This is a genomic window from Pseudomonas sp. RGM 3321 (assembly GCF_022836805.1).
GTDB lineage: Bacteria > Pseudomonadota > Gammaproteobacteria > Pseudomonadales > Pseudomonadaceae > Aquipseudomonas.
In genome coordinates, this window is the sequence record NZ_JALHBH010000081.1 from 20,389 (window position 1) to 45,687 (window position 25,299).

22 protein-coding genes and 1 pseudogene are annotated in these 25,299 nt (G+C 58.7%); 15 read left to right on the plus strand and 8 right to left on the minus strand.

Annotated elements, in window-relative coordinates; all coding sequences use genetic code 11:
- Positions 1-5 precede the first annotated feature (5 nt).
- The 9 genes from murD to lpxC all read left to right on the plus strand — a co-directional run bounded on the left by murD (position 6) and on the right by lpxC (position 10,489).
- Entirely contained in the window at positions 6-1,352 is a 1,347-nt protein-coding gene (gene murD / locus RGM3321_RS01835; protein WP_244391288.1) for a UDP-N-acetylmuramoyl-L-alanine--D-glutamate ligase, read from the plus strand.
- A complete protein-coding gene (ftsW, locus tag RGM3321_RS01840) occupies positions 1,352-2,563 on the plus strand; it encodes a putative lipid II flippase FtsW (RefSeq protein WP_244391307.1) in 1,212 nt (403 codons plus the stop codon). The genes murD and ftsW overlap by 1 nt, the downstream gene beginning before the upstream one ends.
- Entirely contained in the window at positions 2,553-3,623 is a 1,071-nt protein-coding gene (murG, locus tag RGM3321_RS01845) for an undecaprenyldiphospho-muramoylpentapeptide beta-N-acetylglucosaminyltransferase (RefSeq protein ID WP_244391289.1), read from the plus strand. The genes ftsW and murG overlap by 11 nt, the downstream gene beginning before the upstream one ends.
- Positions 3,616-5,076 (plus strand): UDP-N-acetylmuramate--L-alanine ligase, encoded by a 1,461-nt coding sequence (gene murC, locus RGM3321_RS01850; RefSeq protein WP_244391290.1) that lies wholly within the window; start codon positions 3,616-3,618, stop codon positions 5,074-5,076. Before murG ends, murC begins: the two co-directional genes overlap by 8 nt.
- Entirely contained in the window at positions 5,073-6,032 is a 960-nt protein-coding gene (locus RGM3321_RS01855; protein WP_244391291.1) for a D-alanine--D-alanine ligase, read from the plus strand. Before murC ends, RGM3321_RS01855 begins: the two co-directional genes overlap by 4 nt.
- Positions 6,033-6,035: 3 nt before the next feature.
- Entirely contained in the window at positions 6,036-6,905 is an 870-nt protein-coding gene (locus RGM3321_RS01860) for a cell division protein FtsQ/DivIB (protein ID WP_244391292.1), read from the plus strand.
- 14 nt (positions 6,906-6,919) lie between these two features.
- Positions 6,920-8,176 (plus strand): cell division protein FtsA, encoded by a 1,257-nt coding sequence (gene ftsA / locus RGM3321_RS01865; RefSeq protein ID WP_002555042.1) that lies wholly within the window; start codon positions 6,920-6,922, stop codon positions 8,174-8,176.
- A 101-nt stretch (positions 8,177-8,277) separates the two neighbouring features.
- Positions 8,278-9,465 carry a cell division protein FtsZ gene (gene ftsZ / locus RGM3321_RS01870; protein ID WP_002555041.1) on the plus strand — a complete coding sequence of 396 codons (1,188 nt, stop codon included), beginning with the start codon at positions 8,278-8,280 and terminating at the stop codon, positions 9,463-9,465.
- Positions 9,466-9,577: 112 nt separating this feature from the next.
- Entirely contained in the window at positions 9,578-10,489 is a 912-nt protein-coding gene (lpxC, locus tag RGM3321_RS01875) for a UDP-3-O-acyl-N-acetylglucosamine deacetylase (RefSeq protein ID WP_002555040.1), read from the plus strand.
- 116 nt (positions 10,490-10,605) lie between these two features.
- On the opposite strand, the gene RGM3321_RS01880 is transcribed toward lpxC, so the two are convergent.
- Positions 10,606-11,061 carry a DUF721 domain-containing protein gene (locus tag RGM3321_RS01880; protein WP_244391293.1) on the minus strand — a complete coding sequence of 152 codons (456 nt, stop codon included), beginning with the start codon at positions 11,059-11,061 and terminating at the stop codon, positions 10,606-10,608.
- A gap of 304 nt (positions 11,062-11,365) precedes the next feature.
- Here RGM3321_RS01880 and secA point away from each other — a divergent pair, with 304 nt between their 5' ends.
- From secA to RGM3321_RS01900, 4 genes are all read left to right on the plus strand, one after another.
- Positions 11,366-14,107 (plus strand): preprotein translocase subunit SecA, encoded by a 2,742-nt coding sequence (gene secA, locus RGM3321_RS01885; protein ID WP_244391294.1) that lies wholly within the window; start codon positions 11,366-11,368, stop codon positions 14,105-14,107.
- A 109-nt stretch (positions 14,108-14,216) separates the two neighbouring features.
- Complete coding sequence (gene argJ / locus RGM3321_RS01890; protein WP_244391295.1) at positions 14,217-15,434, plus strand: bifunctional glutamate N-acetyltransferase/amino-acid acetyltransferase ArgJ; 1,218 nt, start codon at positions 14,217-14,219, stop codon at positions 15,432-15,434.
- 57 nt (positions 15,435-15,491) lie between these two features.
- On the plus strand, positions 15,492-16,118 hold the full coding sequence (locus RGM3321_RS01895; protein WP_244391296.1) for a glutathione S-transferase family protein: 627 nt from the start codon (positions 15,492-15,494) through the stop codon (positions 16,116-16,118).
- Between the two features lie 2 nt (positions 16,119-16,120).
- Entirely contained in the window at positions 16,121-17,071 is a 951-nt protein-coding gene (locus tag RGM3321_RS01900) for a Nudix family hydrolase (protein WP_244391297.1), read from the plus strand.
- Positions 17,072-17,195: 124 nt separating this feature from the next.
- On the opposite strand, the gene RGM3321_RS01905 is transcribed toward RGM3321_RS01900, so the two are convergent.
- From RGM3321_RS01905 to RGM3321_RS01915, 3 genes are read right to left on the minus strand one after another with little or no spacing between them, the layout of a single operon-like run.
- Positions 17,196-17,774 carry a cob(I)yrinic acid a,c-diamide adenosyltransferase gene (locus RGM3321_RS01905; RefSeq protein ID WP_244391298.1) on the minus strand — a complete coding sequence of 193 codons (579 nt, stop codon included), beginning with the start codon at positions 17,772-17,774 and terminating at the stop codon, positions 17,196-17,198.
- A gap of 15 nt (positions 17,775-17,789) precedes the next feature.
- Complete coding sequence (locus tag RGM3321_RS01910) at positions 17,790-19,826, minus strand: ATP-binding protein (protein ID WP_058400723.1); 2,037 nt, start codon at positions 19,824-19,826, stop codon at positions 17,790-17,792.
- A gap of 44 nt (positions 19,827-19,870) precedes the next feature.
- The gene (locus RGM3321_RS01915; RefSeq protein WP_244391299.1) at positions 19,871-20,791 is read right to left on the minus strand and encodes a putative 2-dehydropantoate 2-reductase; all 921 of its coding nucleotides are present in this window, start codon (positions 20,789-20,791) and stop codon (positions 19,871-19,873) included.
- 169 nt (positions 20,792-20,960) lie between these two features.
- On the opposite strand from RGM3321_RS01915, the gene RGM3321_RS01920 reads away from it, so the two are divergent.
- Complete coding sequence (locus tag RGM3321_RS01920; RefSeq protein WP_002555031.1) at positions 20,961-21,440, plus strand: YajQ family cyclic di-GMP-binding protein; 480 nt, start codon at positions 20,961-20,963, stop codon at positions 21,438-21,440.
- Between the two features lie 126 nt (positions 21,441-21,566).
- On the plus strand, positions 21,567-22,397 hold the full coding sequence (locus tag RGM3321_RS01925) for a mechanosensitive ion channel family protein (RefSeq protein WP_244391300.1): 831 nt from the start codon (positions 21,567-21,569) through the stop codon (positions 22,395-22,397).
- A 71-nt stretch (positions 22,398-22,468) separates the two neighbouring features.
- On the opposite strand, the pseudogene RGM3321_RS01930 reads toward RGM3321_RS01925, so the two are convergent.
- The 4 genes and pseudogenes from RGM3321_RS01930 to RGM3321_RS01945 form a co-directional block, all read right to left on the minus strand.
- A pseudogene (locus RGM3321_RS01930) lies at positions 22,469-22,983 on the minus strand (hypothetical protein).
- 80 nt (positions 22,984-23,063) lie between these two features.
- Positions 23,064-23,333, minus strand: coding sequence for a PAAR domain-containing protein (locus RGM3321_RS01935; protein ID WP_244391301.1), 270 nt, complete (start codon positions 23,331-23,333; stop codon positions 23,064-23,066).
- Complete coding sequence (locus RGM3321_RS01940) at positions 23,330-25,015, minus strand: DUF2875 family protein (protein ID WP_347880959.1); 1,686 nt, start codon at positions 25,013-25,015, stop codon at positions 23,330-23,332. Before RGM3321_RS01940 ends, RGM3321_RS01935 begins: the two co-directional genes overlap by 4 nt.
- On the minus strand, positions 25,012-25,299 hold a 288-nt coding region (locus RGM3321_RS01945; protein WP_244391303.1), incomplete at its 5' end, for a DUF3274 domain-containing protein. The genes RGM3321_RS01945 and RGM3321_RS01940, both read right to left, overlap by 4 nt.

Sequence of the window (25,299 nt, forward strand, 5' to 3'; positions counted from 1 at the left end):
AACGAGTGTCCCTGATCGTTTCCGACCGCTTCCGCATTGTTGTGGGGCTTGGCAAAAGTGGCATGTCCCTGGTTCGCTTCCTGGCGAACCGGGGCGTGTCCTTTGCCGTGGCCGACACGCGGGAGAATCCTCCTGAGCTGGCGACCTTGCGTCGCGACTATCCGCAGGTGGAAGTGCGTTGTGGCGAGCTGGACGTGGATTTCCTCTGCCGTGCCGACGAGCTGTATGTCAGCCCCGGTCTGGCGCTGGCCACACCGGCCCTGCAGCAGGCGCACGCGCGCGGCGTCAAGCTGTCTGGCGACATCGAGCTGTTCGCGCGTTACGCGAAGGCGCCGGTCATCGCCATCACCGGTTCGAATGCGAAAAGCACGGTGACAACGCTGGTGGGTGAAATGGCCGTCGCTGCAGGTAAACGCGTTGCGGTCGGGGGCAATCTCGGTACTCCGGCGCTGAACCTGCTCAGCGACGATGTCGAACTGTACGTAATGGAGCTGTCCAGCTTTCAGCTCGAAACCACCGACCAGCTCAATGCTGAAGTGGCAACCGTGCTGAACATCAGCGAAGACCATATGGACCGCTACAGCGGCCTGCCGGCTTACCACCTGGCCAAGCACCGGATTTTCCGTGGCGCGCGGCAAGTGGTGGTCAACCGTCAGGATGCCCTGTCCCGTCCGCTGATTGGTGAAGGCCTGCCTTGCTGGACGTTCGGTCTCAACAAGCCTGATTTCCACGGCTTTGGTCTGCGTGAAGAAAACGGCGAAAAATACCTGGCGTTCCAGTTCGAAAACCTGATGCCGGCACGTGAGCTCAAAATTCGTGGTGCTCACAATCAGGCCAACGCCCTTGCTGCATTGGCGCTTGGGCATGCGGTTGGCCTGCCGTTCGATGCAATGCTCGCCAGCCTGCGTGAATTCACCGGCCTGGAGCATCGCTGCCAGTGGCTGCGTGAGCATGACGGCGTTCATTACTACAACGACTCCAAGGCCACCAACGTCGGTGCCGCACTGGCCGCCATCGAAGGCCTGGGTTCGGATATCGACGGCAAGCTGGTACTGATCGCTGGTGGCGATGGCAAAGGCGCTGACTTCAGCGCATTGCGTGCGCCAGTCGCTGAGCATTGCCGCGCTGCGGTGTTACTGGGCCGCGACGCCGAGCTGATTGCCCAGGCATTGGGTGATGTCGTTCCTCTGGTGCGTGTCGGCACCGTCCAGGCTGCTGTCGAGCAAAGCGCCCGACTGGCTCAGCATGGCGATGCGGTGCTGCTTTCGCCTGCATGCGCCAGCCTGGACATGTTCAAGAATTATGAAGAGCGCGGACGTGTGTTCGCGCAGGCAGTGGAGTGCTTGTCATGATCTTCGGTGTGATCAAGCCTTATCCATCGCCACTGATCAGCGGGCGCGGTATTGACCTCGACTTCCCGATGCTGGTCGGCTGTCTGGCGTTGCTGGGCCTTGGGCTGGTAATGATTACTTCCGCTTCGTCGGAAGTTGCGGCAGTTCAGTCGGGCAACACGCTGTACATGATGACCCGCCACCTGGTTTATCTTTTGATCGGCCTGGGTGCTTGCGGCGTGACCATGATGATCCCGGTCGCCACCTGGCAACGTCTGGGCTGGCTGATGCTGCTCGGTGCGTTTGGTCTGCTGCTGCTGGTGCTGGTGCCGGGGATCGGGCGTGAGGTGAACGGTTCTATGCGCTGGATTGGCTTCGGCGCGTTCAACGTGCAACCGTCGGAAATCGCCAAGGTGTTTGTGGTGATCTTCCTTGCGGGCTATCTGATTCGTCAGCAGCAGGAAGTTCGCGAAAGCTGGATGGGCTTTTTCAAGCCGTTCATCGTGCTGTTGCCGATGGCAGGTCTGCTGCTGATGGAGCCTGACTTCGGTGCGACCGTAGTGATGATGGGCGCGGCAGCTGCCATGTTGTTCCTCGGCGGTGTCGGCCTGTTCCGTTTCTCGCTGATGGTGGTTCTGGCTGTGGCGTCGGTCGTTGTTCTGGTCCAGGCCCAGCCATACCGGATGGCGCGTCTGACCAACTTTACCGACCCGTGGGCTGACCAGTTCGGTTCCGGTTATCAATTGACCCAGGCGCTGATCGCCTTCGGTCGTGGCGAATGGTTCGGCGTCGGGCTGGGCAACAGCGTGCAGAAGCAGTTCTATCTGCCGGAAGCGCACACCGACTTCGTGTTCTCGGTGCTTGCAGAAGAGCTGGGCGTCATAGGTTCGCTGATCACCGTCGCACTGTTTCTGTTTGTCAGTATTCGCGGTATGTACATCGGCATGTGGGCCGAGCGCGCCAAGCAGTTCTTCGGTGCCTACGTGGCCTACGGTCTGTCGTTCCTGTGGATCGGTCAGTTCCTGATCAACATCGGTGTGAACGTCGGTCTGCTGCCGACCAAGGGGCTGACTCTGCCGTTCCTCAGCTACGGCGGCAGCTCTCTGGTGATCTGCTGCGCGAGCCTTGGCCTGCTGCTGCGTATCGAGTGGGAATCGCGCAACAACATGGGCAGTGAAGAAGCCGAGTTCAAGGAAAGCGACTTCGCCGAGGAGACGCCCCATGGACGCTAATGTACTGATCATGGCTGGCGGCACCGGCGGGCATGTATTCCCGGCGCTGGCCTGTGCACGCGAGTTTCAGGCTCGTGGCTACAAGGTCCACTGGCTGGGCACGCCACGCGGAATCGAAAACGAACTGGTCCCGCAGGCCGGTCTGACGCTGCACCTGATCAATGTCAGCGGGTTGCGTGGCAAAGGCCGGTTGTCGCTGCTCAAGGCGCCTTTCATGCTGCTCAAGGCCCTGATGCAGGCGCGCAACGTTGTGCGTCAGGTGAAGCCGGTCTGCGTGGTTGGCTTCGGTGGCTACGTCACCGGCCCTGGCGGTCTGGCGGCGAAGCTGGCAGGCGTACCGTTGATCATTCATGAGCAGAACGCCGTTGTCGGCACAGCCAACCGCAGCCTGGCGTCTTTCGCCAGCCGCGTGTGCGAGGCGTTCCCGAACACCTTTGCGGCCTCGTCCAAACGCCGCACCACCGGTAACCCGGTGCGTGTCGAGCTGTTTCTGGAAACACCGCGTCAGGCGCTGGCCGGACGTAAGGCTCGTCTGTTGGTACTGGGCGGCAGCCTGGGCGCGGAGCCGTTGAACAAATTGCTGCCTGAGGCGCTGGCCCAGTTGCCTCAGGACATCCAGCCCGAAGTGTTTCATCAGTCGGGCAAGAATCACGACGCAGTCACCGCCGAGCGTTATCGCAACGTAGGCGTCGAGGCGCAGGTTGCGCCGTTCATCCAGAACATGGCCCAGGCTTATAGCTGGGCCGATCTGGTGGTCTGCCGCGCAGGCGCATTGACCATCAGCGAACTGGCCGCCGCCGGTCTGCCGTCGTTGCTGATACCGCTGCCCCACGCGATTGATGACCATCAGTCACGTAACGCTGACTATCTGGCTCGCGAAGGCGCAGCCTTCGTCATGCCGCAAGCGACAACTGGCGCCGCCGAGATGGCAGCACGCCTGAAAGAGGTTTTGATGCAACCCGAACAATTGAACAGCATGGCCCGCACAGCACGTAGCCTGGCCAAGCCTGATGCAACCAACACTGTCGTCAACGTCTGCGTGGAGGTGGCTCATGGTTGAGAATCAACGCGCCATGCCGCAACCTGAAATGCGCCGTATCCGTCGCATCCACTTCGTCGGTATCGGCGGCGTCGGCATGTGCGGGATTGCCGAAGTGTTGTTGAACCTGGGCTACGAAGTCTCGGGCTCCGACCTCAAAGGCTCGGCCGTGACCGAGCGTCTGGAATCGTTCGGCGCACAGATTTTTATCGGCCATCGTGCCGAGAACACCGTGGGTGCCGACGTACTGGTGGTGTCCAGCGCTGTGAACACTTCCAACCCGGAAGTCGCCACCGCACTGGAACGCCGTATTCCAGTCGTGCCCCGCGCCGAGATGCTCGCCGAACTGATGCGCTATCGCCACGGCATCGCTGTCGCCGGTACGCATGGCAAGACCACCACCACCAGCCTGATCGCTTCGGTGTTCGCTGCTGGTGGCCTGGACCCGACCTTTGTGATTGGCGGCCGTTTGAACGCCGCGGGCACCAACGCCCAGCTGGGCACCAGCCGTTACCTGATCGCCGAAGCCGATGAAAGCGACGCCAGCTTCCTGCACCTTCAGCCTCTTGTGGCGGTGGTCACCAATATCGACGCCGATCACATGGCGACCTACGAAGGCGACTTCAACAAACTGAAGAAGACCTTTGTCGAGTTCCTGCATAACCTGCCGTTCTATGGCCTGGCGGTCATGTGCATCGACGATCCGGTAGTGCGTGAAATTCTCCCACAGGTCAAGCGCCCGACGCTGACCTACGGCTTCAGCGAGTCTGCCGACATACGTGCAATCAACGTGCGTCAGGACGGCATGCTGACATTCTTTACCGTACTGCGCCGCGATCGCGAGCCGCTGGATGTGTCGGTGAACATGCCCGGCAATCACAACGTACTCAACTCGCTGGCGACCATCGCTATTGCCTCCGACGAAGGTGTCAGCGATGAGGCGATCGTGCAGGGCCTTTCGGGGTTCCAGGGCGTTGGTCGTCGCTTCCAGGTGTACGGCGAGCTGCCGGTCGAAGGCGGTAACGTGATGCTGGTCGATGACTATGGTCACCATCCGCGCGAAGTGGCTGCTGTGATCAGCGCCGTACGTGGTGGCTGGCCGGATCGTCGTCTGGTGATGGTCTACCAGCCGCACCGCTTCAGCCGTACCCGTGACCTGTACGACGATTTCGTACAGGTTCTGGCGGACGCCAATGTGTTGCTGCTGATGGAAGTCTACCCGGCGGGTGAAGAACCGATTCCCGGCGCCGACAGCCGCAACCTGTGCCACAGCATTCGTCAGCGCGGTCAACTGGACCCTATCTACATCGAGCGCGGCGTCGAGCTGGCGCCGCTGGTCAAGCCGCTGCTGCGCGCTGGCGACATTCTGCTGTGCCAGGGCGCTGGCGACATCGGCGGTCTTGCGCCACAACTGCTGAAAAGTCCGCTGTTCGCTGGCGCTAAAGTGGCCCCCACCGAAGGGAAGCTGAAATGACAGCCGTCGCCCGGTCTTCCCTGCGCTCGACACTCGAGCCGAAAAGCTTCGGCCGTGTCGCCGTGCTTTTTGGTGGCAAGAGTGCTGAACGGGCAGTCTCCCTGAACTCCGGTAATGCGGTGCTCAAGGCGTTGCTCGATGCTGGCGTGGACGCGTTCGGCATCGATGTAGGCGATGACTTCCTGCAGCGACTGGTCAGCGAAAAAATCGACCGTGCGTTCATTGTTCTGCACGGGCGAGGCGGCGAAGACGGCACTATGCAAGGCCTGCTGGAATGCCTGGAAATCCCTTATACCGGCAGTGGTGTACTGGCTTCCGCGCTGGCGATGGACAAGTTGCGCACCAAGCAGGTCTGGCAGAGTCTCGGCCTTGCGACGCCCTTGCATGCCGTTCTTGAAAACGAGAGCGATTGTATTTGCGCAGCGACGGAACTGGGCTTGCCTTTGATCGTCAAACCGGCCCATGAAGGTTCAAGTATCGGTATGGCAAAGGTGAACAGCGTCGATGAATTGATCGCCGCCTGGAAAGCCGCCAGTACCTACGATTCGCAAGTATTAGTCGAACAGTGGATTCAGGGACCTGAGTTTACTGTGGCGTCTTTGCGTGGCCAGGTGTTGCCTCCCATTGGCCTGGGCACTCCTCACAGTTTTTATGATTACGATGCCAAGTACCTGGCGTCCGATACTCAGTACCGGATCCCTTGCGGGCTTGGCGATGCGCAGGAACAGGAACTCAAACAACTTGCAGCACGCGCTTGCGACGCCATCGGCATTGCAGGGTGGGCGCGCACGGATGTCATGCAGGACGCACAAGGCAAGTTCTGGTTACTGGAAGTTAACACCGTGCCCGGCATGACCGATCACAGTCTGGTGCCTATGGCTGCGCGTGCTGCAGGTCTGGATTTTCAACAACTGGTGTTGGCGATTCTGGCCGACAGTGTTCAGGCGAGAGGGTAAGGCATGTACGGCGCGTCGGCACGTCCTCAGCCACCTGCACCCGGCCGCAACAAGCCGGTGCCGCGTGGCGCCAGCCGAATGGTGGCCAAGGAGCCTCTGTCGGCGCGCCTGCCCAAGGCCAACTTCAGTTTTCTGAAGCGTCTGCTCTGGCCTGTGTTGCTGGTGGTTCTGGGCTTCGGCACTTATGAAGCCGCGCAACGCCTGCTGCCGTACGCCGACCGCCCGATTACTCGTATCAATGTGCAGGGCGATTTGAGTTACATCAGCCAGCAGGCTGTGCAGCAGCGGATTGCGCCTTATGTGGCGTCGAGTTTTTTCAAGATCGATTTGACCGGCATGCGCACCGAGCTTGAGCAGATGCCCTGGATCGCCCACGCCGAAGTTCGTCGTGTATGGCCGGATCAGGTCGTGATTCGTCTTGAAGAGCAGTTGCCGGTTGCCCGTTGGGGTGATGAAGCGCTGTTGAACAACCAGGGACAGGCTTTCACGCCGCGTGAACTGTCCAATTACGAACATCTTCCCCAGTTGTTCGGCCCGCAGCGGGCCCAGCAACAGGTGATGCAGCAGTATCAGGTGTTGAGTCAGATGTTGCGCCCGCTGGGCTTCTCCATCGTGCGCCTGGAGCTGCGCGAGCGCGGCAGCTGGTTCCTGACAACAGGCGCCGGTAGTGCTGGCCCGGGTATCGAGTTGTTGCTTGGACGCGACCACCTCGTCGAAAAAATGCGCCGTTTCATCGCGATTTACGACAAAACGCTGAAAGAACAAATCACGAATATCGCGCGCGTTGACTTGCGTTACTCCAACGGCCTAGCGGTCGGTTGGCGCGAACAGGCAGCGGCAACGACGGATAAACCCGCTGTCGCGAAGAATTGATAAGAGGCAGGACCATGGCAAACGTGCAAAGCGGCAAAATGATCGTCGGGCTGGATATCGGTACCTCCAAGGTGGTGGCACTGGTAGGCGAAGTCGCGGCCGATGGCTCGCTGGAAATCGTGGGTATCGGTACCCATCCCTCCCGCGGCCTGAAGAAGGGCGTGGTAGTGAATATCGAGTCGACTGTGCAGTCGATCCAGCGTGCAATCGAAGAAGCGCAGCTGATGGCGGGTTGCCGTATTCACTCGGCATTTGTCGGCGTTGCAGGCAGCCACATTCGCAGCCTGAACTCGCACGGCATCGTGGCGATTCGTGATCGCGAAGTCAGTTCTGCGGACCTGGAGCGTGTGCTCGATGCTGCTCAGGCGGTTGCCATTCCTGCCGACCAGCGCGTGCTGCACACCCTTCCTCAGGATTACGTGATCGATAACCAGGAAGGCGTGCGCGAGCCTTTGGGTATGTCCGGTGTACGTCTGGAAGCCAAGGTTCACGTCGTGACCTGTGCAGTGAACGCCGCGCAGAACATCGAGAAGTGCGTGCGTCGCTGCGGTCTGGAAGTCGACGACATCATTCTTGAACAACTGGCGTCGGCGTATTCCGTACTCACCGATGACGAGAAAGAGCTGGGCGTGTGCCTGGTGGATATCGGTGGCGGTACGACCGACATCGCGATCTTCACCGAAGGCGCCATTCGTCACACGGCGGTTATCCCGATTGCGGGCGATCAGGTCACCAACGACATCGCCATGGCGTTGCGTACCCCGACCCAGTACGCCGAAGAAATCAAGATTCGCTACGCCTGCGCCCTGGCCAAACTGGCCGGTGCCGGTGAAACCATCAAAGTACCAAGTGTGGGCGACCGTCCACCTCGCGAGCTGTCGCGTCAGGCCCTGGCCGAAGTGGTAGAGCCTCGTTACGACGAGCTGTTCACTCTGATCCAGGCCGAGCTGCGCCGCAGCGGTTACGAAGACCTGATCCCGGCCGGCATCGTGCTGACCGGGGGCACAGCGAAAATGGAAGGTGCGGTCGAACTGGCCGAGGAAATCTTCCACATGCCGGTGCGCCTCGGCGTGCCGCACAGCGTCAAAGGGCTCGCTGATGTCGTGCGCAACCCGATCTACTCGACCGGCGTAGGCCTGTTGATGTACGGGCTGCAAAAGCAGTCGGACGGCATTTCGCTGTCCGGAATGGTCGGCAACAGCAGTTACAGCGACGAAACCAAGGCACCGGTGCTTGAGCGTATCAAGCGTTGGGTGCAGGGCAATTTCTAAGTTTCAACGTTTAAAAGTTTCACAGCTTCAGATTCAGGGCTTCAAAAGCAATATCGGCAGGCAGTAGGCAAAACTAACTAGAAAGCGGAAGGAGAGAGAAAATGTTCGAACTCGTAGACAACGTCCCGCAAAGCCCGGTTATCAAGGTTATCGGTGTAGGCGGTGGTGGCGGAAACGCTGTCAATCACATGGTCAAGAGCAACATCGAAGGCGTGGAATTCATCTGCGCCAACACGGATGCTCAAGCGCTGAAAAACATTGGCGCGCGGACCATTCTGCAACTGGGCACCGGCGTGACCAAAGGCCTTGGCGCTGGCGCCAACCCTGAAGTCGGTCGTCAGGCCGCACTGGAAGATCGTGAGCGCATTGCAGAAGTTCTGCAGGGCACCAACATGGTTTTCATCACCACTGGCATGGGCGGCGGTACCGGTACCGGTGCAGCACCGATCATTGCTGAAGTGGCCAAGGAAATGGGTATTCTGACGGTCGCAGTCGTGACCCGTCCGTTCCCGTTCGAAGGTCGCAAGCGTATGCAGATCGCCGATGAAGGCATCCGCATGCTGTCCGAAAGCGTCGACTCGTTGATCACTATCCCCAACGAGAAGCTGCTGACCATCCTGGGCAAGGACGCCAGCCTGCTGTCGGCTTTCGCCAAGGCTGACGATGTACTGGCCGGTGCCGTTCGCGGTATCTCCGACATCATCAAGCGTCCGGGCATGATCAACGTCGACTTCGCCGACGTCCGTACCGTGATGAGCGAAATGGGCATGGCGATGATGGGCACTGGCTGCGCCAGCGGTCCTAACCGTGCGCGTGAAGCCACCGAAGCGGCCATCCGCAACCCGTTGCTCGAAGACGTCAACCTGCAGGGCGCTCGCGGCATCCTGGTCAACATCACTGCCGGTCCTGACCTGTCGCTGGGTGAGTACTCGGACGTGGGTAGCATCATCGAAGCGTTCGCTTCCGAGCACGCGATGGTCAAGGTCGGTACGGTTATCGATCCGGACATGCGTGACGAGTTGCACGTGACTGTGGTTGCCACCGGCCTGGGCGCGAAAATCGAGAAGCCGGTCAAGGTCATCGACAACACGCTGCAGACCACCCAGCAGGCTCCTGCCCAGCAGGCGTCGCGTCAGGAAGCACCGTCGGTCAACTACCGCGATCTGGACCGTCCTACCGTGATGCGCAATCAGGCACACGCAGGCGCTACGGCAGCAGCGAAGATGAACCCTAACGATGATCTGGATTACCTGGACATCCCGGCTTTCCTGCGTCGTCAGGCCGATTGATGAAATGTATCAGGGGTATTAGGGTGATTGGTGTTCAGCAAAGGCATGGTCTGCTATCATCGCCAGCCTTTGTTGATACCAGTTCGCAACTTGCGCTGAAGCGGCCCATGCCATGATTAAACAACGCACCCTGAAAAATATTATCCGTGCCACAGGTGTAGGCCTGCACTCCGGGGAGAAGGTTTACCTGACCCTCAAGCCCGCACCTGTGAATACCGGCATTGTGTTTTGCCGAGCTGACCTTGACCCCGTCGTGCAGATCCCTGCGCGTGCGGAAAACGTCGGCGACACCACTCTGTCGACCACTCTGGTCAATGGTGATGTCAAAGTTGACACGGTAGAACACCTGCTCTCGGCCATGGCTGGCCTTGGCATCGATAACGCCTACGTCGAGCTCTCTGCCTCCGAAGTTCCTATCATGGACGGCAGCGCAGGCCCTTTCGTATTCCTGATTCAATCGGCTGGCCTGGAAGAACAGGACGCGCCGAAGAAATTCATCCGCATCCTGCGTGAAGTCACAGTGGAAGAGGGCGGTAAACGCGCTACTTTCGTGCCTTTCGAAGGGTTCAAGGTCAGTTTCGAGATCGATTTCGATCACCCCGTCTTCCGTGATCGCACCCAGAGTGCAAGCGTGGACTTTTCCAGCACTTCCTTCGTGAAGGAAGTCAGCCGTGCCCGGACCTTCGGGTTCATGAGTGACATCGAGTACCTGCGCAAGCACAACCTCGCACTCGGCGGCAGTGTGGAAAACGCCATCGTGGTCGACAAGGACGGCGTACTGAACGAAGACGGCCTGCGTTACGAGGACGAATTCGTCAAACACAAAATCCTCGACGCCATCGGTGACCTTTACCTGCTGGGCAATAGCCTGATTGGTGAGTTCCGGGGCTTCAAATCGGGGCATGCACTGAACAATCGTCTCCTGCGCACGTTGATCGAGCAGAAAGACGCCTGGGAAGTGGTGACTTTCGAGGATGCCAGTACGGCACCTATTTCCTACATGCGCCCTGTTGCGGCCGTGTAGGCAAGCTTTACTCTCTTTCCTTTTGTTCTTTAAAGGCTGCCCTCGGGTGGCCTTTTTTTATCGGCTTCATTGGGAAAGTCAGTTGCGCAGAGGATCTGGCGAAAATCACTCAGACGCTATTTCTTGTCCCTGGCATGGCTGGCCAGCCGCTCAAGTGCGGCACGCAGCTTGGGATCGGTTATGCCATCGGCGGTGGCCTGAATGTTTTCGGCAGCAACCGTCGACAGGTCGATGGTGTGAGTAGCGGCTCCGCGAGGGGCTTCAGGTGGCTGCACCTTGAAAACAATGCGGGTCAGGTTGATGAATTCGTCGAAGGCCATCAGTTGCCGGTGCAGACGCTTTTGCTGATAGCGCAGGCGCGTGGCCCAGTGACCGTCCGTCACGATCAGCAACAAGGTGCCTTCGCGCCACGAGGCCACACGACAATGCTCGCGCGCCGCTGGCTGCAGCTGACTTTCGAGCAGGCGCTGCAAATGGCTCAGGCGTTCGGCGTGACGAAAGATAGCCTTCAGAGGCTTGGCTTCACGCAGCAGAACCGCGGGCGGACGGGCGTTCAGAGGACGAAAGGCCATGGTGGAGTGCCTGGTAACAAGATGAACATCTTAACAGAAAGCGTTCTAACGGCTGCTTTTCAGGGCATTTCCGTGCTTTCATATGCAAATCAATGAGTAACTTCCCCGGACTGTGGGTTGAAGTGCTTGAAATTGGCCCCATTGTAAACCTGCCCCATAACAGCGCTGTGCCAGCATCGTGGAATAACGCCACTTTCCTCACCATCGTTTCCGGGTAGAATGCTCGTTCGCATGCGGCCATCTGGGCTGCACGGGCGACTCACGGGGCCGCCCTCCATTCCTATGTGTGGAAGATCCTGTCGATATGTTTGCGCCTTTGTTGAAAAAACTTTTTGGAAGCAAGAACGAGCGTGAAGTAAAACGCATGCTCAAGACGGTACAGATCGTCAATGCCTTCGAAGAGCAAATGGTGGCCCTTTCGGACGAGCAATTGCGCGCCAAGACCGAAGAGTTCAAGGCCCGCATAGCCAAAGGCGAGACCCTCGATCAATTGCTGCCTGAAGCCTTTGCTGTCGCTCGTGAAGCGGGCAAGCGCGTCATGGGCATGCGCCACTTCGACGTTCAGTTGATCGGCGGCATGACCCTGCACGAAGGTCAGATCGCGGAAATGCGCACCGGTGAAGGTAAAACCCTGGTCGGTACGTTGGCTGTGTATCTCAATGCGCTGTCCGGCAAGGGCGTTCACGTAGTCACCGTGAACGACTATCTCGCTCGCCGAGATGCCAACTGGATGCGTCCGTTGTACGAATTCCTCGGTCTGACCGTAGGCATCGTCACACCATTCCAGCCGCCGGAAGAAAAACGCGCCGCTTACGCTGCCGACATCACCTACGGCACCAATAACGAATACGGCTTCGATTACCTGCGCGACAACATGGCGTTCAGCATGGACGACAAGTTCCAGCGCGAACTCAATTTCGCCGTAATCGACGAGGTCGACTCGATTCTGATCGACGAAGCGCGTACGCCGCTGATCATCTCAGGTCAGGCTGAAGACAGCTCCAAGCTGTACACCGAAATCAACCGCCTGATCCCCAAGCTTGAGCAGCATATCGAGGAAGTGGAAGGCGAAGTCACCAAGCCGGGCCACTTCACTGTTGACGAGAAAACCCGTCAGGTCGAGCTGAACGAAGCCGGTCACCAGTTCATCGAGGAAATGCTTACCGAAGTCGGCCTGCTGGCTGAAGGCGAAAGCCTGTACTCGGCGCATAACCTGGGCCTGCTGACTCACGTTTATGCCGGTCTGCGTGCGCACAAACTGTTCAACCGCAACGTCGAGTACATCGTTGCAGACGGTCAGGTTCTGCTGGTCGACGAGCATACCGGCCGTACCATGCCGGGCCGTCGCCTGTCCGAGGGCCTGCATCAGGCCATCGAAGCCAAGGAAAACCTGAACATTCAGGCCGAAAGCCAGACCCTGGCATCGACCACGTTCCAGAACTACTTCCGTCTGTACAACAAACTGTCCGGCATGACCGGTACGGCCGACACTGAAGCGTTCGAATTCCACCAGATCTACAACCTGGCCGTCATGGTCATCCCGCCGAACAAGCCGTTGGCGCGTAAAGACTTCAACGACCTCGTCTATCTGACGGCGGAAGAGAAGTACGCAGCCATCGTTACCGACATCAAGGCCTGCATTGCAGAGAACCGCCCGGTGCTGGTAGGTACTGCGACCATCGAAACCTCCGAACACATGTCCAACCTGCTCAAGCAGGAAGGCATCGATCACAAGGTTCTGAACGCCAAGTTCCACGAAAAAGAAGCAGAAATCATCGCGCAGGCCGGTCGTCCGGGGGCTTTGACCATTGCTACCAACATGGCCGGTCGCGGTACCGACATTCTGTTGGGCGGCAACTGGGAAGTTGAAGTCGCCAATCTGGAAGACCCAACCCCTGAGCAGATCGCACAGATCAAGGCTGACTGGCAGAAACGCCATCAGCAGGTGATCGAGGCGGGCGGCCTGCACGTTATTGCCTCCGAGCGTCACGAGTCGCGCCGTATCGATAACCAGCTGCGCGGTCGTGCCGGCCGTCAGGGTGACACCGGTTCCAGCCGTTTCTACCTGTCGCTCGAAGACAGCCTGATGCGTATCTTCGCCTCGGACCGTGTGAAGAATTTCATGAAGGCGCTGGGCATGCAGTCCGGTGAGGCTATCGAGCACCGCATGGTGACCAACGCCATCGAAAAAGCGCAGCGCAAAGTGGAAGGTCGTAACTTCGACATCCGCAAGCAATTGCTGGAGTTCGATGACGTGGCCAACGAGCAGCGTAAAGTGATTTATCACATGCGTAACACACTGCTGGCTGCCGAGAACATTGGTGAGACCATTGCTGACTTCCGTGAGGAAGTACTCAACAACCTCATCAGTCAGCATATTCCGCCGCAATCCCTGCCGGAGCAGTGGAACGTTGCTGGCCTGGAAGCTGCGCTGAACACCGACTTTGCCGTCAAACTGCCCGTCCAGCAGTGGCTGGACGAAGACGACAACCTACACGAAGACAGCCTGCGCGAAAAAATTATGGCGCAGCTGCTGGTGGCGTACAACGAGAAGGAAGATCAGGCCAGCGCCGAAGCCCTGCGTTCCTTCGAGAAGCAGATCCTCCTGCGCGTGCTGGACGACCTGTGGAAAGATCACCTGTCGACCATGGACCACCTGCGCCACGGTATCCACCTGCGCGGCTACGCTCAGAAGAACCCGAAGCAGGAATACAAGCGCGAGTCCTTCACGCTGTTCCAGGAACTGCTCGATTCGATCAAGCGCGACACCATTCGTGTACTTTCGCACGTTCAGGTTCGTCGCGAAGATCCAGAGGAAGAAGAGGCGCGCCTGCGTCAGGAAGCCGAAGAACTGGCCAGCCGCATGCAGTTCGAACACGCTCCTGCGCCGGGCATCGACCAGCCGCTGCTGGATGAAGAGGGTGGCGAAGCGCCTTTAGCCGTCGCATCCGAGCCGGTCCGCAACGACCAGAAACTGGGTCGCAACGAACTGTGCTGGTGTGGTTCGGGCAAGAAATTCAAACACTGTCACGGCCAGATCAACTAAGCCTTTGACTGTGTAATACCTGCGCCGCGACCGGCTTGCCCGTCGCGGCGTTTTTTCATTGATCGCCGTACCGATGCGGACGGCGCCATACTCCTTGAGGAGCACCCCGATGGCTGTTGGTCTTGGTCCTTTGCCTGCGTTGCACCCGGTTCCCGGTTTTGAACTTGGCATTTCTTCTGCCGGCATCAAACGCCCAGGGCGCAAGGATGTCGTGGTCATGCGCTGTGCTGAAGGCTCCAGCGTTGCCGGTGTATTCACCTTGAATGCGTTCTGTGCCGCGCCAGTCATCCTGGCCAGGCAGCGCGTTCAGGGCACGGTGCGTTATTTGCTGACCAACACCGGCAATGCCAACGCGGGCACTGGCGAACCAGGTCTGGTTGCTGCGCGACGTACCTGCGAAAAGCTGGCGCAACTGACTGGCGTCGATGCATCAGCGGTGCTGCCTTACTCAACGGGCGTGATCGGCGAGCCGTTGCCTGTGGAAAAGATCGAAGGCGCGCTGCAAGCTGCGCTTGATGATCTGTCTGTGGATAACTGGGCCGCTGCGGCGACCGGCATCATGACCACCGACACCCTGCCCAAAGGCGCCAGCCGTCAGTTCACCCAAGATGGCGTGACCATCACCGTGACCGGCATCAGCAAAGGCGCAGGCATGATTCGCCCGAACATGGCGACCATGCTTGGCTACATCGCCACCGATGCCAAAGTGTCACAGAGCGTACTGCAGGACCTGATTCGCGACGGTGCCAACAAGTCCTTTAATCGCATCACTATCGATGGCGATACCTCGACCAACGACTGCTGCATGCTGATTGCCACCGGTCAGGCTGATCTGCCCGAGATCACCGAGGCCAAGGGCCCGCTGTTCGACGCGTTGAAGAAAGCCGTGTTCGACGTGTGCATGGATGTCGCTCAGGCCATCGTGCGTGATGGTGAGGGTGCGACCAAGTTCGTGACGGTAGAAGTCAACGGTGGCGACAATCATCAGGAGTGCCTGGACGTCGGTTATGCCGTGGCCCACTCGCCGCTGATCAAGACCGCCCTGTTCGCCTCCGATCCGAACTGGGGGCGTATTCTGGCGGCTGTCGGCCGCGCAGGCGTGCCGGACCTGGACGTGAGCAAGATCGACGTATTCCTGGGCGGCGTATGCATTGCCAGCCAGGGCTGCCGCGCCACGACCTACACCGAAGAGCAGGGCTCGGCGGTAATGGCCGAAGAAGAAATCACCATCCGTATCGAGCTGGGTCGCGGTGATTGCAGCGAAACCATCTGGACTACCGACCTTTCTCACGAATACGTGAAGATCAACGCGGAATATCGCACCTGACTCAATGCCCGGCGCGCGAGCATCCTGCCTTCGCGCCGGGCGCAATGGAGCTGAACCATGAGCCTGCATCTGATTATCGGCGACAAACGCTATTCCTCCTGGTCGCTGCGTCCCTGGCTGGTGCTGGAAATGACCGGTGCTGCGTTCACCGATCAGGTCATCCGCCTGAACCTGCCGGACACCCGCGAGAACATTCTCAAGTACTCGCCAACCGGCAAGGTACCTGCGCTTCAGTGTGAGCACGGCACGATCATCGATTCGCTGGCGATCTGTGAATATCTGGTCGAGCGCTTCCCGGACGTCGAGCTGTGGCCGCGTGACACCGCCGCGCGTGCCCAGGCCCGTTCGGCGTGTGCGCAGATGCATAGTGGTTTCGTCAACTTGCGCTCGAACATGCCAATGGACCTGCGTCAGGATAAGGCGCTGGAAGTGATCACCGTCGACACCCAGAACGATATCGACCGCATTGTCGAGCTGTGGGCCGAATGTCGCGCTGCCGCTGCCCAAACGGGCCCTTTTCTGTTTGGCAAGCCGAGCATTGCTGATGCGTTCTTCGCACCGGTGGCGATTCGTCTGCGCGGCTACCACGTCCAGTTGCCGTCAGAGGCGCTGGCGTATATCGAAACCATCTACCAGTGGCCCGCCTTCAAACGCTGGCAGCAGGCAGGCCTGCAGGAGTCCTGATCGTGAAACGAGTTCATGTGGCTGCCGCCGTCATTCGTGGCGCTGACGGCAGTGTATTGATTGCCCGACGTGCCGACACTCAGCATCAAGGTGGCCTCTGGGAGTTTCCCGGTGGCAAGGTCGAAGAGGGTGAGACCATCCAGGCCGCACTCGCACGTGAACTTCAGGAAGAGTTGGCGATTGAGGTCACGGCAGCGCGCCCGTTGATCAAGGTCTGTCACGACTATGCGGACAAGCAGGTATTGCTGGATGTCTGGGAAGTTTCGGCATTTACCGGCGAGCCGCATGGTGCAGAAGGGCAGCCACTGGTCTGGGCGGCTGCGCGAGAGCTGCCTGACTACGACTTTCCGGCCGCCAACCAGCCGATTGTCGCCGCGGCACGTTTGCCCGGCGAGTATCTGATCACGCCTGACGGGCTGGACAATATCGAGCTGTTGCGCGGTATGCAGAAAGCTATCGCGGGCGGTATCAAGCTGGTCCAGTTGCGGGCTCCTGGTGGCTATGACCCGAAGTACCGCGATCTGGCGGTGGATGCGGCGGGGCTGTGTGCGGGCAAGGCGCAGCTCATGCTCAAAGGCCCTCTGGAGTGGCTGGGAGACTTCCCGTCCGCTGGCTGGCACCTCACGGCGGAGCAACTGCGCAAGTACGCCAGTCGTGGACGTCCGTTCCCTGAGAATCGCTGGCTGGCCGCGTCATGTCATAACGCCGAAGAGCTGGCTCTGGCCGAACAGATGGGGGTGGATTTCGTCACCCTGTCACCCGTTCAGCCCACCCTGACTCATCCGGACGCACAGCCGCTGGGTTGGGAGCAGGCCATCCGATTGATCGCAGGTTTCAACAAGCCTGTCTTTCTGCTGGGCGGCGTAGGCCCTGCGCAGCGCCAACAGGCCTGGGAAAGCGGCGCACAGGGCGTGGCCGGGATCCGCGCGTTCTGGCCTGACGAGATCGTCTGAGTTGCTACAGAGGACGCAGAGCGTCCTGAACGGCATGCCGACGCGGAGCGTCGCACGATAGTCGCGTAGAGCGTCATGAAAATGCATTACCACGCGGGGGGAACGATAAGCCTCGTGGCGCCGATCAAACCGGCTTGGGCGCGGGCTGCCAAAGTATTTCCGCGATGCCCTGTCTTCTGGCGATCAGCCGAGCTGCGACGAACAACAAATCCGACAGCCTGTTGATGTACGCCAGCCCGGCGCCTTCCAGTGGCTCGACCGCATTCAGATGCTGGCAACGGCGTTCGGCACTGCGCGCAAGGCTACGGCAGATATGCGCTTGAGCGATTAGCGATGAGCCGCCTGGCAAGATGAAATTTTCCAGCGGCCCCAGTTCTTCATTCCACACGTCGATTGCTGCTTCCAGCCGCGCGACCTCAGCGTCATTCAGCGCTTTGTAGGTCGGCATCGCCAGTTCGCCCCCCAGATCGAACAGCCGATGCTGGCAAGGCGCGAGCACCTCGATCACTTCGTTGAGGGCCGGCACGCTTTTGGCCTCATCGATCAGTCCGGCCAGCAACAGGCCGAGCTGGCTGTTGAGCGTATCGACCTCACCAATGGCCTCGACGCGCGGATGATCCTTGGACACCCGTCGACCGTCGCCCAGACCGGTCTCTCCGGCGTCACCGGTGCGTGTGTAAATCTTCGACAAACGAAAGCCCATCGCTGCGATTCCTGATCAAGACTTGGAAATAACCTGCTGCTGAACGCTTACCTGATTGGCCACCAGCGGTAGACGCAGCGTAAAGCAGGTGCCTGTGCCGAGAGAGGAATGCACCTCCATCTGGCCTTTATGATTATTGGTAACAATGAAATACGACACCGACAGACCCAGCCCGGTGCCCTGGCCAATTTCCTTGGTGGTAAAGAACGGTTCGAAAGTACGCTTGCGGACGTTTTCGGACATGCCGATGCCGTTGTCCTCCACCTGAATTTCGGCCCAGGGCGGGTTGAGACGGGTGCGCAGGATGATGCGTCCAGGCTCCTCGCTCTCCGGGCGCTGGTGAATGGCCTGAGCGGCGTTCTTCAGCAGGTTCAGCAGCACCTGCTCCAGTTCGTTGGCGATGCACGGCACCGGACCCAGTTCGGGGTCGAACTGACGGATGATGTGCTGGCCCTTGAAGTCGAAACCGACGGTAAGGTCAAAATCGTTGCTGGCAATTTCCACTGCCTGATCGATCAAGGCCGGCAAGTCGCAAGCTGAAAGCTGACGACTGCTCAAGCGGCTGAAATTGAGCATGTGGCTGACAATCTTTGCGGCCCTCGCACCTGCTTGCTGGATGCCATCGAGCAGTTTTGGTACTTCGCGGCTTTCCAGGTAATGATTGACCTGTGCCAGGTCTACACCATCGGCTTCGGCCTGCTCAATGTTCTTCGGCAGTTCCGGGGACAGACGCCGCCTGATGTTCTGCACATTGTGCAGAATGGCGCCCAACGGGTTGTTTATCTCGTGGGCCATGCCCGCGGCCAGACCGCCGACAGACAACATCTTCTCCGACTGCACCATCATTTCTTCCAGCGATATACGCTGGGTGATGTCATCGATGCGGATCACCACGCCACGCCCGGCATCGCCGGTCAGCGGGTAGAACGTCAGTGCATAGTGGCGCGACTCGTCGTTTTTGATCCAGGTCACGCGCTCGATCTTGGTCACGCTGTGGCGCTCGACGGTGTGCTTGATTTGCGGCAGAAACGAGCGCATCGGTTCGAAGGCCAGAAAGATCGGCTGGTTCAACGCTTCGTCCAGCGTGGTTCCGGACAGCGCTGTCGCCTCCTGATTCCACTGGGTGACGTACAGCTGCTCGTCCAGCGCGATCATCGCCGAGGGCATCGAATCGATGATGCTGTTGAGGTAGTTCTGAAAGCCGGTGAGCTTCTTCTCGATCTTGCTGCGCACCTGAACTTCCAGTTCCAGTTTGCGGTTGGTATGGCGGGTTTCCTCGGCCAGCCCCTGTGCCTGATCGTAAGCTTCCTGGGAATCATCCCGAGCGCGCTTGAGTTGTTGCTCACGCGCTTCGATACGCGACAGCATGGTATTGAATGCCTCGGCCAGACTGCCGATTTCATCCTCGTTGCCAGGCTCTGCACGCAGCGCGTAGTTTTCTTCGCGGGTCACCTGCCGCGACAGTTCTTCCAGCTGATAAATGGGCTCTGTAATCAAGCGCCGGATCTGCCGTGCCACCACCAGCCACAGCAACACGCTGAACACCAGAATGCCCAGGCTCGCGGTCAGTGTGCCGGTGTAGAACGCGGGAGGCAGCTCGCTGCTGGCAACCAGCAACATGTGCCCGGGCGGTTCGTCGCCTTTCGGTACGGTGATGACCTGCGTGCTGCGAAACTCGGTAAGCCGCCAGCTTTCGAGGTCTTTGTAGTGCCTGGGCAGTTGCAGGCCCTCGCCCTGTTGCATCTGCTCAAGTCGTTCTCCGTCGCTGTCATATATGGCCGCTGCACGTAGCGGGCCGTAGCTTTTGAGTTCCTTGAGCAAGGCACGTGCATCGGCAGGCGAGTTCAAGGCGCGCTCGTTGAGATTGGCGCTGCTGATCAGACGGCCAATGGTCTGCAGGGCCTGCGGGGCCATCGCTTCCTGAGAGATGTAATAAGCCGCGCTGATGAAGGTCAGGTTCGCAACCAGCAGCACGGTGGTCATCAGGACCAGCAGGGCGGCCAGCAGTTTCTGACCTACCGGCAGGTTTTCCAGGCGTTGACGCAAAGGCATTGGGCAAGTCGCAGTGACGTGTGATGCGAGCAGGGTAGCGCGCGCTAGTCAGTACGCAAACCCTTGTGTGCCAGATGTGCTGTCAGACGTGTCTGCAATTGCAGCAGGTGTGCTGCGGGACAGCGATGACGCACGGCCGCTGCACACGCGTAACCCAGCAGGTAGCTGATTTCGGTGCGTCGCCCGTGAAGTACGTCCTGATACATGGATGAGTAATTGGCTGCCGTTGCATGGATAACACGCAACACTTCATCGTGCAGGTCCTGTGCGGCCGCTGGCTGGCCGCAGCTGCCCAGCAAATCGCTCAGCTCAGCGCAAAGTGTTGCGACCTCGCACGCGTGCTCGAGCAGGCCACCATTACGGCAGTCGTGCAGGACCGTCAGCGGGTTGATCGCGCAGTTCAAGGCCAGCTTGCGCCACAGCCGCGTCAGGATGTCCGGTGTCCATTCGTGGGGAATGCCACTGTCGTGCAAATCCTGCACAAGCGCGGGGGCTGTCGGGTCGGATACATCACCCAGCCAGTTGAAACCGTGGCCAGCGAACCTGACGCGCCAGTCCGCCTCCAGAAACGCGCCTTCGGTGCTGGAGGCGAACACGCAGCGGATATGGGGGATTCTTGCAGTCACAGCGTCCTGACTGCCCAAGCCGTTTTGTAGCAGGATGACGTCTGCACGAGCCACCAGACGCGGTGCCAACTGCGCAACAGCATGCTCAGCGTCGTAGGCCTTGCAGGCGACCAGCAGCCGCTCGATGGGTTGTTGATGTTCGGCGGTCTGTGCTTCGACCGAGTACGTATGGGAGATATCGTTTTCGACCAGTGTCACGCAACCGCCGCTTGCGTTATACGCCGCCAGCCGTTCAGCATTGCGAAGGATCAACCGCACCGGCAGACCTGCGCGCGCCAGTCGCGCCGCCCACAGAGTGCCCAGACTCCCCGCGCCGATAACATGCCATGTGAGCGCCATCAGTGAGGCACGTTAAGGCGTTGAAGCGGTCTGCTGAAGGTGAAAACAAGGACGTGCATGAAAGGCTCACAGTGAATGCAGGAAAAGTCTCGTTATAATGAGCGTTCTTTCAAACCGTCAAGTCACGCGTGCCCGAATCGTGCGCACGCCGTTTATCTGGAGAACATACATGCCCTCGTTCGACGTAGTGTCCGAATTGGATAAACACGAAGTCACGAATGCCGTCGACAACGCTATCAAAGAGCTGGACCGTCGCTACGACCTCAAAGGCAAAGGCACGTTCGAGTTCAAGGAACTGACTGTCACGCTGACCGCAGAAGCAGACTTCCAGCTGGAGGCCATGATCGAAATCCTCAAGCTGGCGCTGGTCAAACGCAAGATCGACGCGAAATGCCTAGAGATCAAGGACGCCTATGCCTCCGGCAAATTGATGAAGCAGGAAGTCACCCTCCGTGAAGGCATCGACAAGGAGCTGGCGAAGAAAATCGTCGCCCACATCAAGGAAGCCAAACTCAAGGTCCAGGCCGCCATTCAGGGCGAGCAGGTGCGGGTGACCGGCAAGAAGCGCGACGACCTGCAAGAAGCGATCGCAGCGCTGCGTGCCTATGATTCGGGCATGCCACTGCAATTCAACAACTTCCGCGACTAATATTTTATTTGCACTGAAAGCCGGGGAACCCTGCGTCCCCCGGCCAGTCCGAATCGCCTTGAGCATTGAAATGACGGCAGGTCGCCGTGGTTTCGATGGCAGTTCATGGTGGGTAAGGAGATAACGATGGATTTAAACGCAGAAGTCGGTCATCTGTGGCAAGCGTCGCAGGCCTGGATTCCGATGATCATGGAGTACGGCAGCCGCTTGCTGCTGGCAGTCGTCACACTGTGTGTAGGCTGGTGGCTGATCAACCGGCTGACCGGCAAACTTGGCGCCTTGCTGGCCTTGCGACACGCCGATCTGGCTTTGCAGGGCTTCGTCAGCAATCTGGCAAACATCATTCTGAAAATCCTGCTGGTGGTCAGCGTCGCGTCGATGATCGGCGTGGAAACCACCTCGTTCGTGGCGGCGATCGGTGCTGCCGGTCTGGCGATCGGGCTGGCCCTGCAAGGCAGCCTGGCGAACTTCGCCGGTGGCGTGCTGATTCTGTTGTTCCGCCCGTTCCGCATCGGTGACTGGATCGAAGCGCAGGGTGTGTCGGGAACCGTCGACAACATCCAGATCTTCCACACCGTGCTGCGCACCGGCGACAACCGTACCGTGATCATTCCCAACGGCAACCTGTCCAACGGCATCATCACCAACACCAACCGTCAGCCGACCCGCAAGATCACCTTCGACATCGGCGTCAGCCACGACGCCGATCTCAAGAAGGCCTTGCAGGTCCTGCTGGACATGGCCGACGACCCGCGCGTACTCAAGGACCCGGGCCCCCAGGCTGTGGTGGCTGCGCTGGGGGAGAACGCAATTACCTTGTCCCTGCGTGTCTGGACCAGCAGTGGCGATATGGGCGACGTGACGTCGATGTTCAACATCGAAGCGCGCGACCGCCTGAAGGACGCAGGCATCGAGATTCCACTGCCGCAACGGATTGTGCGGGTGGTTCAGGAATAGTGGTTTGTGCGGTATGACAAAGCCCTGGCTCGTGAGAGTCGGGGCTTTTCTTTATTTGCACGAACTGTAGGTTATTTACTGTAAATGTAACCTTCGTCCTCTTCATCTTCCTCGTCGATATCTTTGAGTTGTTCTTGGTGAGGTACGGGGTAAAGACCCAGTACAGCCGCTACTCCCGCAGATATGCCCATGAGGAATGGGGTGGGCTCGGGATAATGCGAAAGTTTCCGATCGGGATCCTCTGTGGGATTAACGCCGCTGCCAGCGGGGAGCTTCATTATCTTCATACCATCAGCGGTGAGAATGCAGCGAGGCGGGACTATCTTTCCTTCAAACATTTCCACTATTTCGGCGTTGGGTAAGGGGGTGAGCGGCTCACTGACCTGTGCACCTGATTCGCTATGCGTGAACAAGAACTTCTCGCCGCTTTTCTCGATACGAATCCTTGGCTGATTCTTGGGCTTTGTGGCGTAGTCACCAATCAACTCGTCACACGGGGCACTGACTCTTGCGCACAGCCCGCTAATAGAACCATCCCGGCGACTAAATGCATCCCTACGACGGCCTGACAAAAACGCGTGTACATGTTTCTTCCTTGTTCCAATTGAGGGGGCAGTTCCACGTTGTTTCCTGTACTTGCGCTGCATGACCTGATCACGAAATATCCTAAACCACTCGCACATTCAGAGCATGGCTGGCCACACCCTGACAGCCACACGCCAGTCGGTGGCCGTGCAGGACCACCGGTATGCCGTTCAGTTTTCGGGTGGGGTGGCCCTCGATAAAGGCGAACTCACCCGCATGAAGCGTGCAGGTGGCTTTGTCGCCCAGCACGGCCGGAGGCTTGCCGTTGAGGGTGTGGGTGCCTGCCAGTTGGCAGGACACCACTCGGCCACCGCTGCTGGTGGCGTCGCCCAGGCAGACCGGATAACTCACTCTGCGGGTGCTCCGCCGGTTGGCGAGCCGAAGGTGAACGGGTCTGCGCCGCGGTTCTGGCTGTTCTTCGCTTTGCGGGCTTCATCGGGCGGGCGGACCATTTGTACGGTCAGGCTGCCATCGGTGCCGGCGTAGACCACGGCACTGACGCCGCCATCCTTGTAACTGGCGATGGTCGCCAGATTGATCTCGACCAGCGCACCACTGACCCCGGTATTGCCCAGACGACGACCGATGTTGTAGCCCTCTTCGACATTGCCCAGCTCAAGACCGTGGCCGTCCTTGTTCAGGTCGTGCAGGGCGTTGTTCAGGGCGATTTCCGCTTCCGGGTTATTGGTGCTGTCATAGAACACCCGCACAGGTTTCTGACCATCTGGCAAGGTATCCAGCGCCTGCACCCAGGCGGCTTGCAACGCTTTGGCTTGCAAGGCCGGTTTTAGACGCTTGCCGTTTTCATCCTGCATGGGCGCCTTGATCGGGCGATGCAGATAGCCGAGCACCGGCGCAGCGTCGAACTCCTTGACCTGATGCTGACCCCAACGGATCGGCAGCCAGGGGGAGGGTTCGAAATTGCCAGGGCCACGGTTGCTGATGGTTTTCCAGAGGGTAGGGAGTTGGGATTGCCAGTAGGCGGTGGACATGGTGCCGGGTGAAAGGGGATCCTCAATGCCTTTGGCTTTCTCGGAGTCCTCATAGACTTTTCTGAATTTGCGTGAATGCTCCCAGTAGAAAGCCCAAAGTTTGCCTAGGTCAGTGTTCTTGTTTTGGTTGTCTTCCGGTTCTTGGACCGCATAAGGACGAATATACCTATCCACTCTATCCGACCGAGTGACCAACAATCCGGTCATACTTTCGAACACAGTGGGTACAACCTGAGCATTTTGCAGTCCTGGAGTACCCGCAACGCGTAACCCGTTACGGGTTAGGTCGCCATCTTCACTAACAATCAATGCCTGAGGCACGTTCTGATTTTCGTCAAAGAAAAGAAAAAGATGTTCAATCATACTTTGGAGATGGGTGGTGTTATCGGCGTCCTGCCATAAGAAGAGAGTGACCCCTAAAGTTGCTGCATTACGACCGCTCAGTATGCTATCGGATGCACCCGTGTCTGAGGGTTGCTTGGGTGGAGCAATTGCGAACGTCGGGATGGGCCAGTATGCGACCGACTCTCCGGCTGAATGCTTAAAGGCAGCTCGGATATTGGCTCTCTGAGTATTCTCTCTGGAAAGCAGGGAGTCTGTGTAGTCTCTCGGATTCTGCGAGTAGATCGAAGAGAAGTTGTTTTTCTTCTCTTTTATTTTTCGCCACACAGATGATTGATGCCAGCCACCCACAGCTAGTCCGATTCCGCGCATTTCCAAGGCATATGTCCGTTTTAGGGTAGACTGCTGATCTGAGATCTGTGCTGCTACGTTTGATTTATAGGCCGTCAGTTCGGCCTTCTCATGAGCAACAGCTTTACCCCACCAGTGACCGCTGTAGGTAAGGAAGACGGTTCCTATAATGATTGCGATTCCCCAACGGGTTACCGGATTTATGTCTCGAAGTTCCATGTTGTTTTCCTGTGCTTTTAAATATATAAGCAAAACAAATCCGAGCCAGAGAGCCAGAAATATTACAGTTGTCCAGATGTAAGGCCTCAGTCGTGGTCGAAGCAAGGTCTTTGGCTTAAGATGCTTCACCGTGAGCTTCCTTTTTCCAAGGGATCCGTAATCAAAGCTGGAGGTGTAAGCGGTACTAATTCTCTAGGGGGAAACTCGCCTTCTTGATAGTAAAGATAGGTAGCTCTTACCAACACCTGCGCTTCAGAGCTAAGTTGTGTCCAGCCAAGCAGCTTCTGGACGTCTCCAAAAATCTTTTTATCCATCCTCCAATTCGCAATCGCCACCAACACCTCGCGCATCTCAGGATCGTCCAGGCATTTGGCCTGCCCAATCGCAATGTCCATCGCCGTGACCCAGCGCTG

Coding starts and splice junctions, on each gene's coding strand:
- RGM3321_RS01895 (WP_244391296.1), top strand. CDS start 15,492: ATGAGCCTGCATCTGATTATCGGCGACAAACGCTATTCCTCCTGGTCG.
- ftsZ (WP_002555041.1), top strand. CDS start 8,278: ATGTTCGAACTCGTAGACAACGTCCCGCAAAGCCCGGTTATCAAGGTT.
- RGM3321_RS01860 (WP_244391292.1), top strand. CDS start 6,036: ATGTACGGCGCGTCGGCACGTCCTCAGCCACCTGCACCCGGCCGCAAC.
- RGM3321_RS01905 (WP_244391298.1), bottom strand. CDS start 17,774: ATGGGCTTTCGTTTGTCGAAGATTTACACACGCACCGGTGACGCCGGA.
- murG (WP_244391289.1), top strand. CDS start 2,553: ATGGACGCTAATGTACTGATCATGGCTGGCGGCACCGGCGGGCATGTA.
- RGM3321_RS01920 (WP_002555031.1), top strand. CDS start 20,961: ATGCCCTCGTTCGACGTAGTGTCCGAATTGGATAAACACGAAGTCACG.
- secA (WP_244391294.1), top strand. CDS start 11,366: ATGTTTGCGCCTTTGTTGAAAAAACTTTTTGGAAGCAAGAACGAGCGT.
- RGM3321_RS01910 (WP_058400723.1), bottom strand. CDS start 19,826: ATGCCTTTGCGTCAACGCCTGGAAAACCTGCCGGTAGGTCAGAAACTG.
- murC (WP_244391290.1), top strand. CDS start 3,616: ATGGTTGAGAATCAACGCGCCATGCCGCAACCTGAAATGCGCCGTATC.
- RGM3321_RS01925 (WP_244391300.1), top strand. CDS start 21,567: ATGGATTTAAACGCAGAAGTCGGTCATCTGTGGCAAGCGTCGCAGGCC.
- lpxC (WP_002555040.1), top strand. CDS start 9,578: ATGATTAAACAACGCACCCTGAAAAATATTATCCGTGCCACAGGTGTA.
- RGM3321_RS01915 (WP_244391299.1), bottom strand. CDS start 20,791: ATGGCGCTCACATGGCATGTTATCGGCGCGGGGAGTCTGGGCACTCTG.
- ftsA (WP_002555042.1), top strand. CDS start 6,920: ATGGCAAACGTGCAAAGCGGCAAAATGATCGTCGGGCTGGATATCGGT.
- argJ (WP_244391295.1), top strand. CDS start 14,217: ATGGCTGTTGGTCTTGGTCCTTTGCCTGCGTTGCACCCGGTTCCCGGT.
- RGM3321_RS01880 (WP_244391293.1), bottom strand. CDS start 11,061: ATGGCCTTTCGTCCTCTGAACGCCCGTCCGCCCGCGGTTCTGCTGCGT.
- RGM3321_RS01855 (WP_244391291.1), top strand. CDS start 5,073: ATGACAGCCGTCGCCCGGTCTTCCCTGCGCTCGACACTCGAGCCGAAA.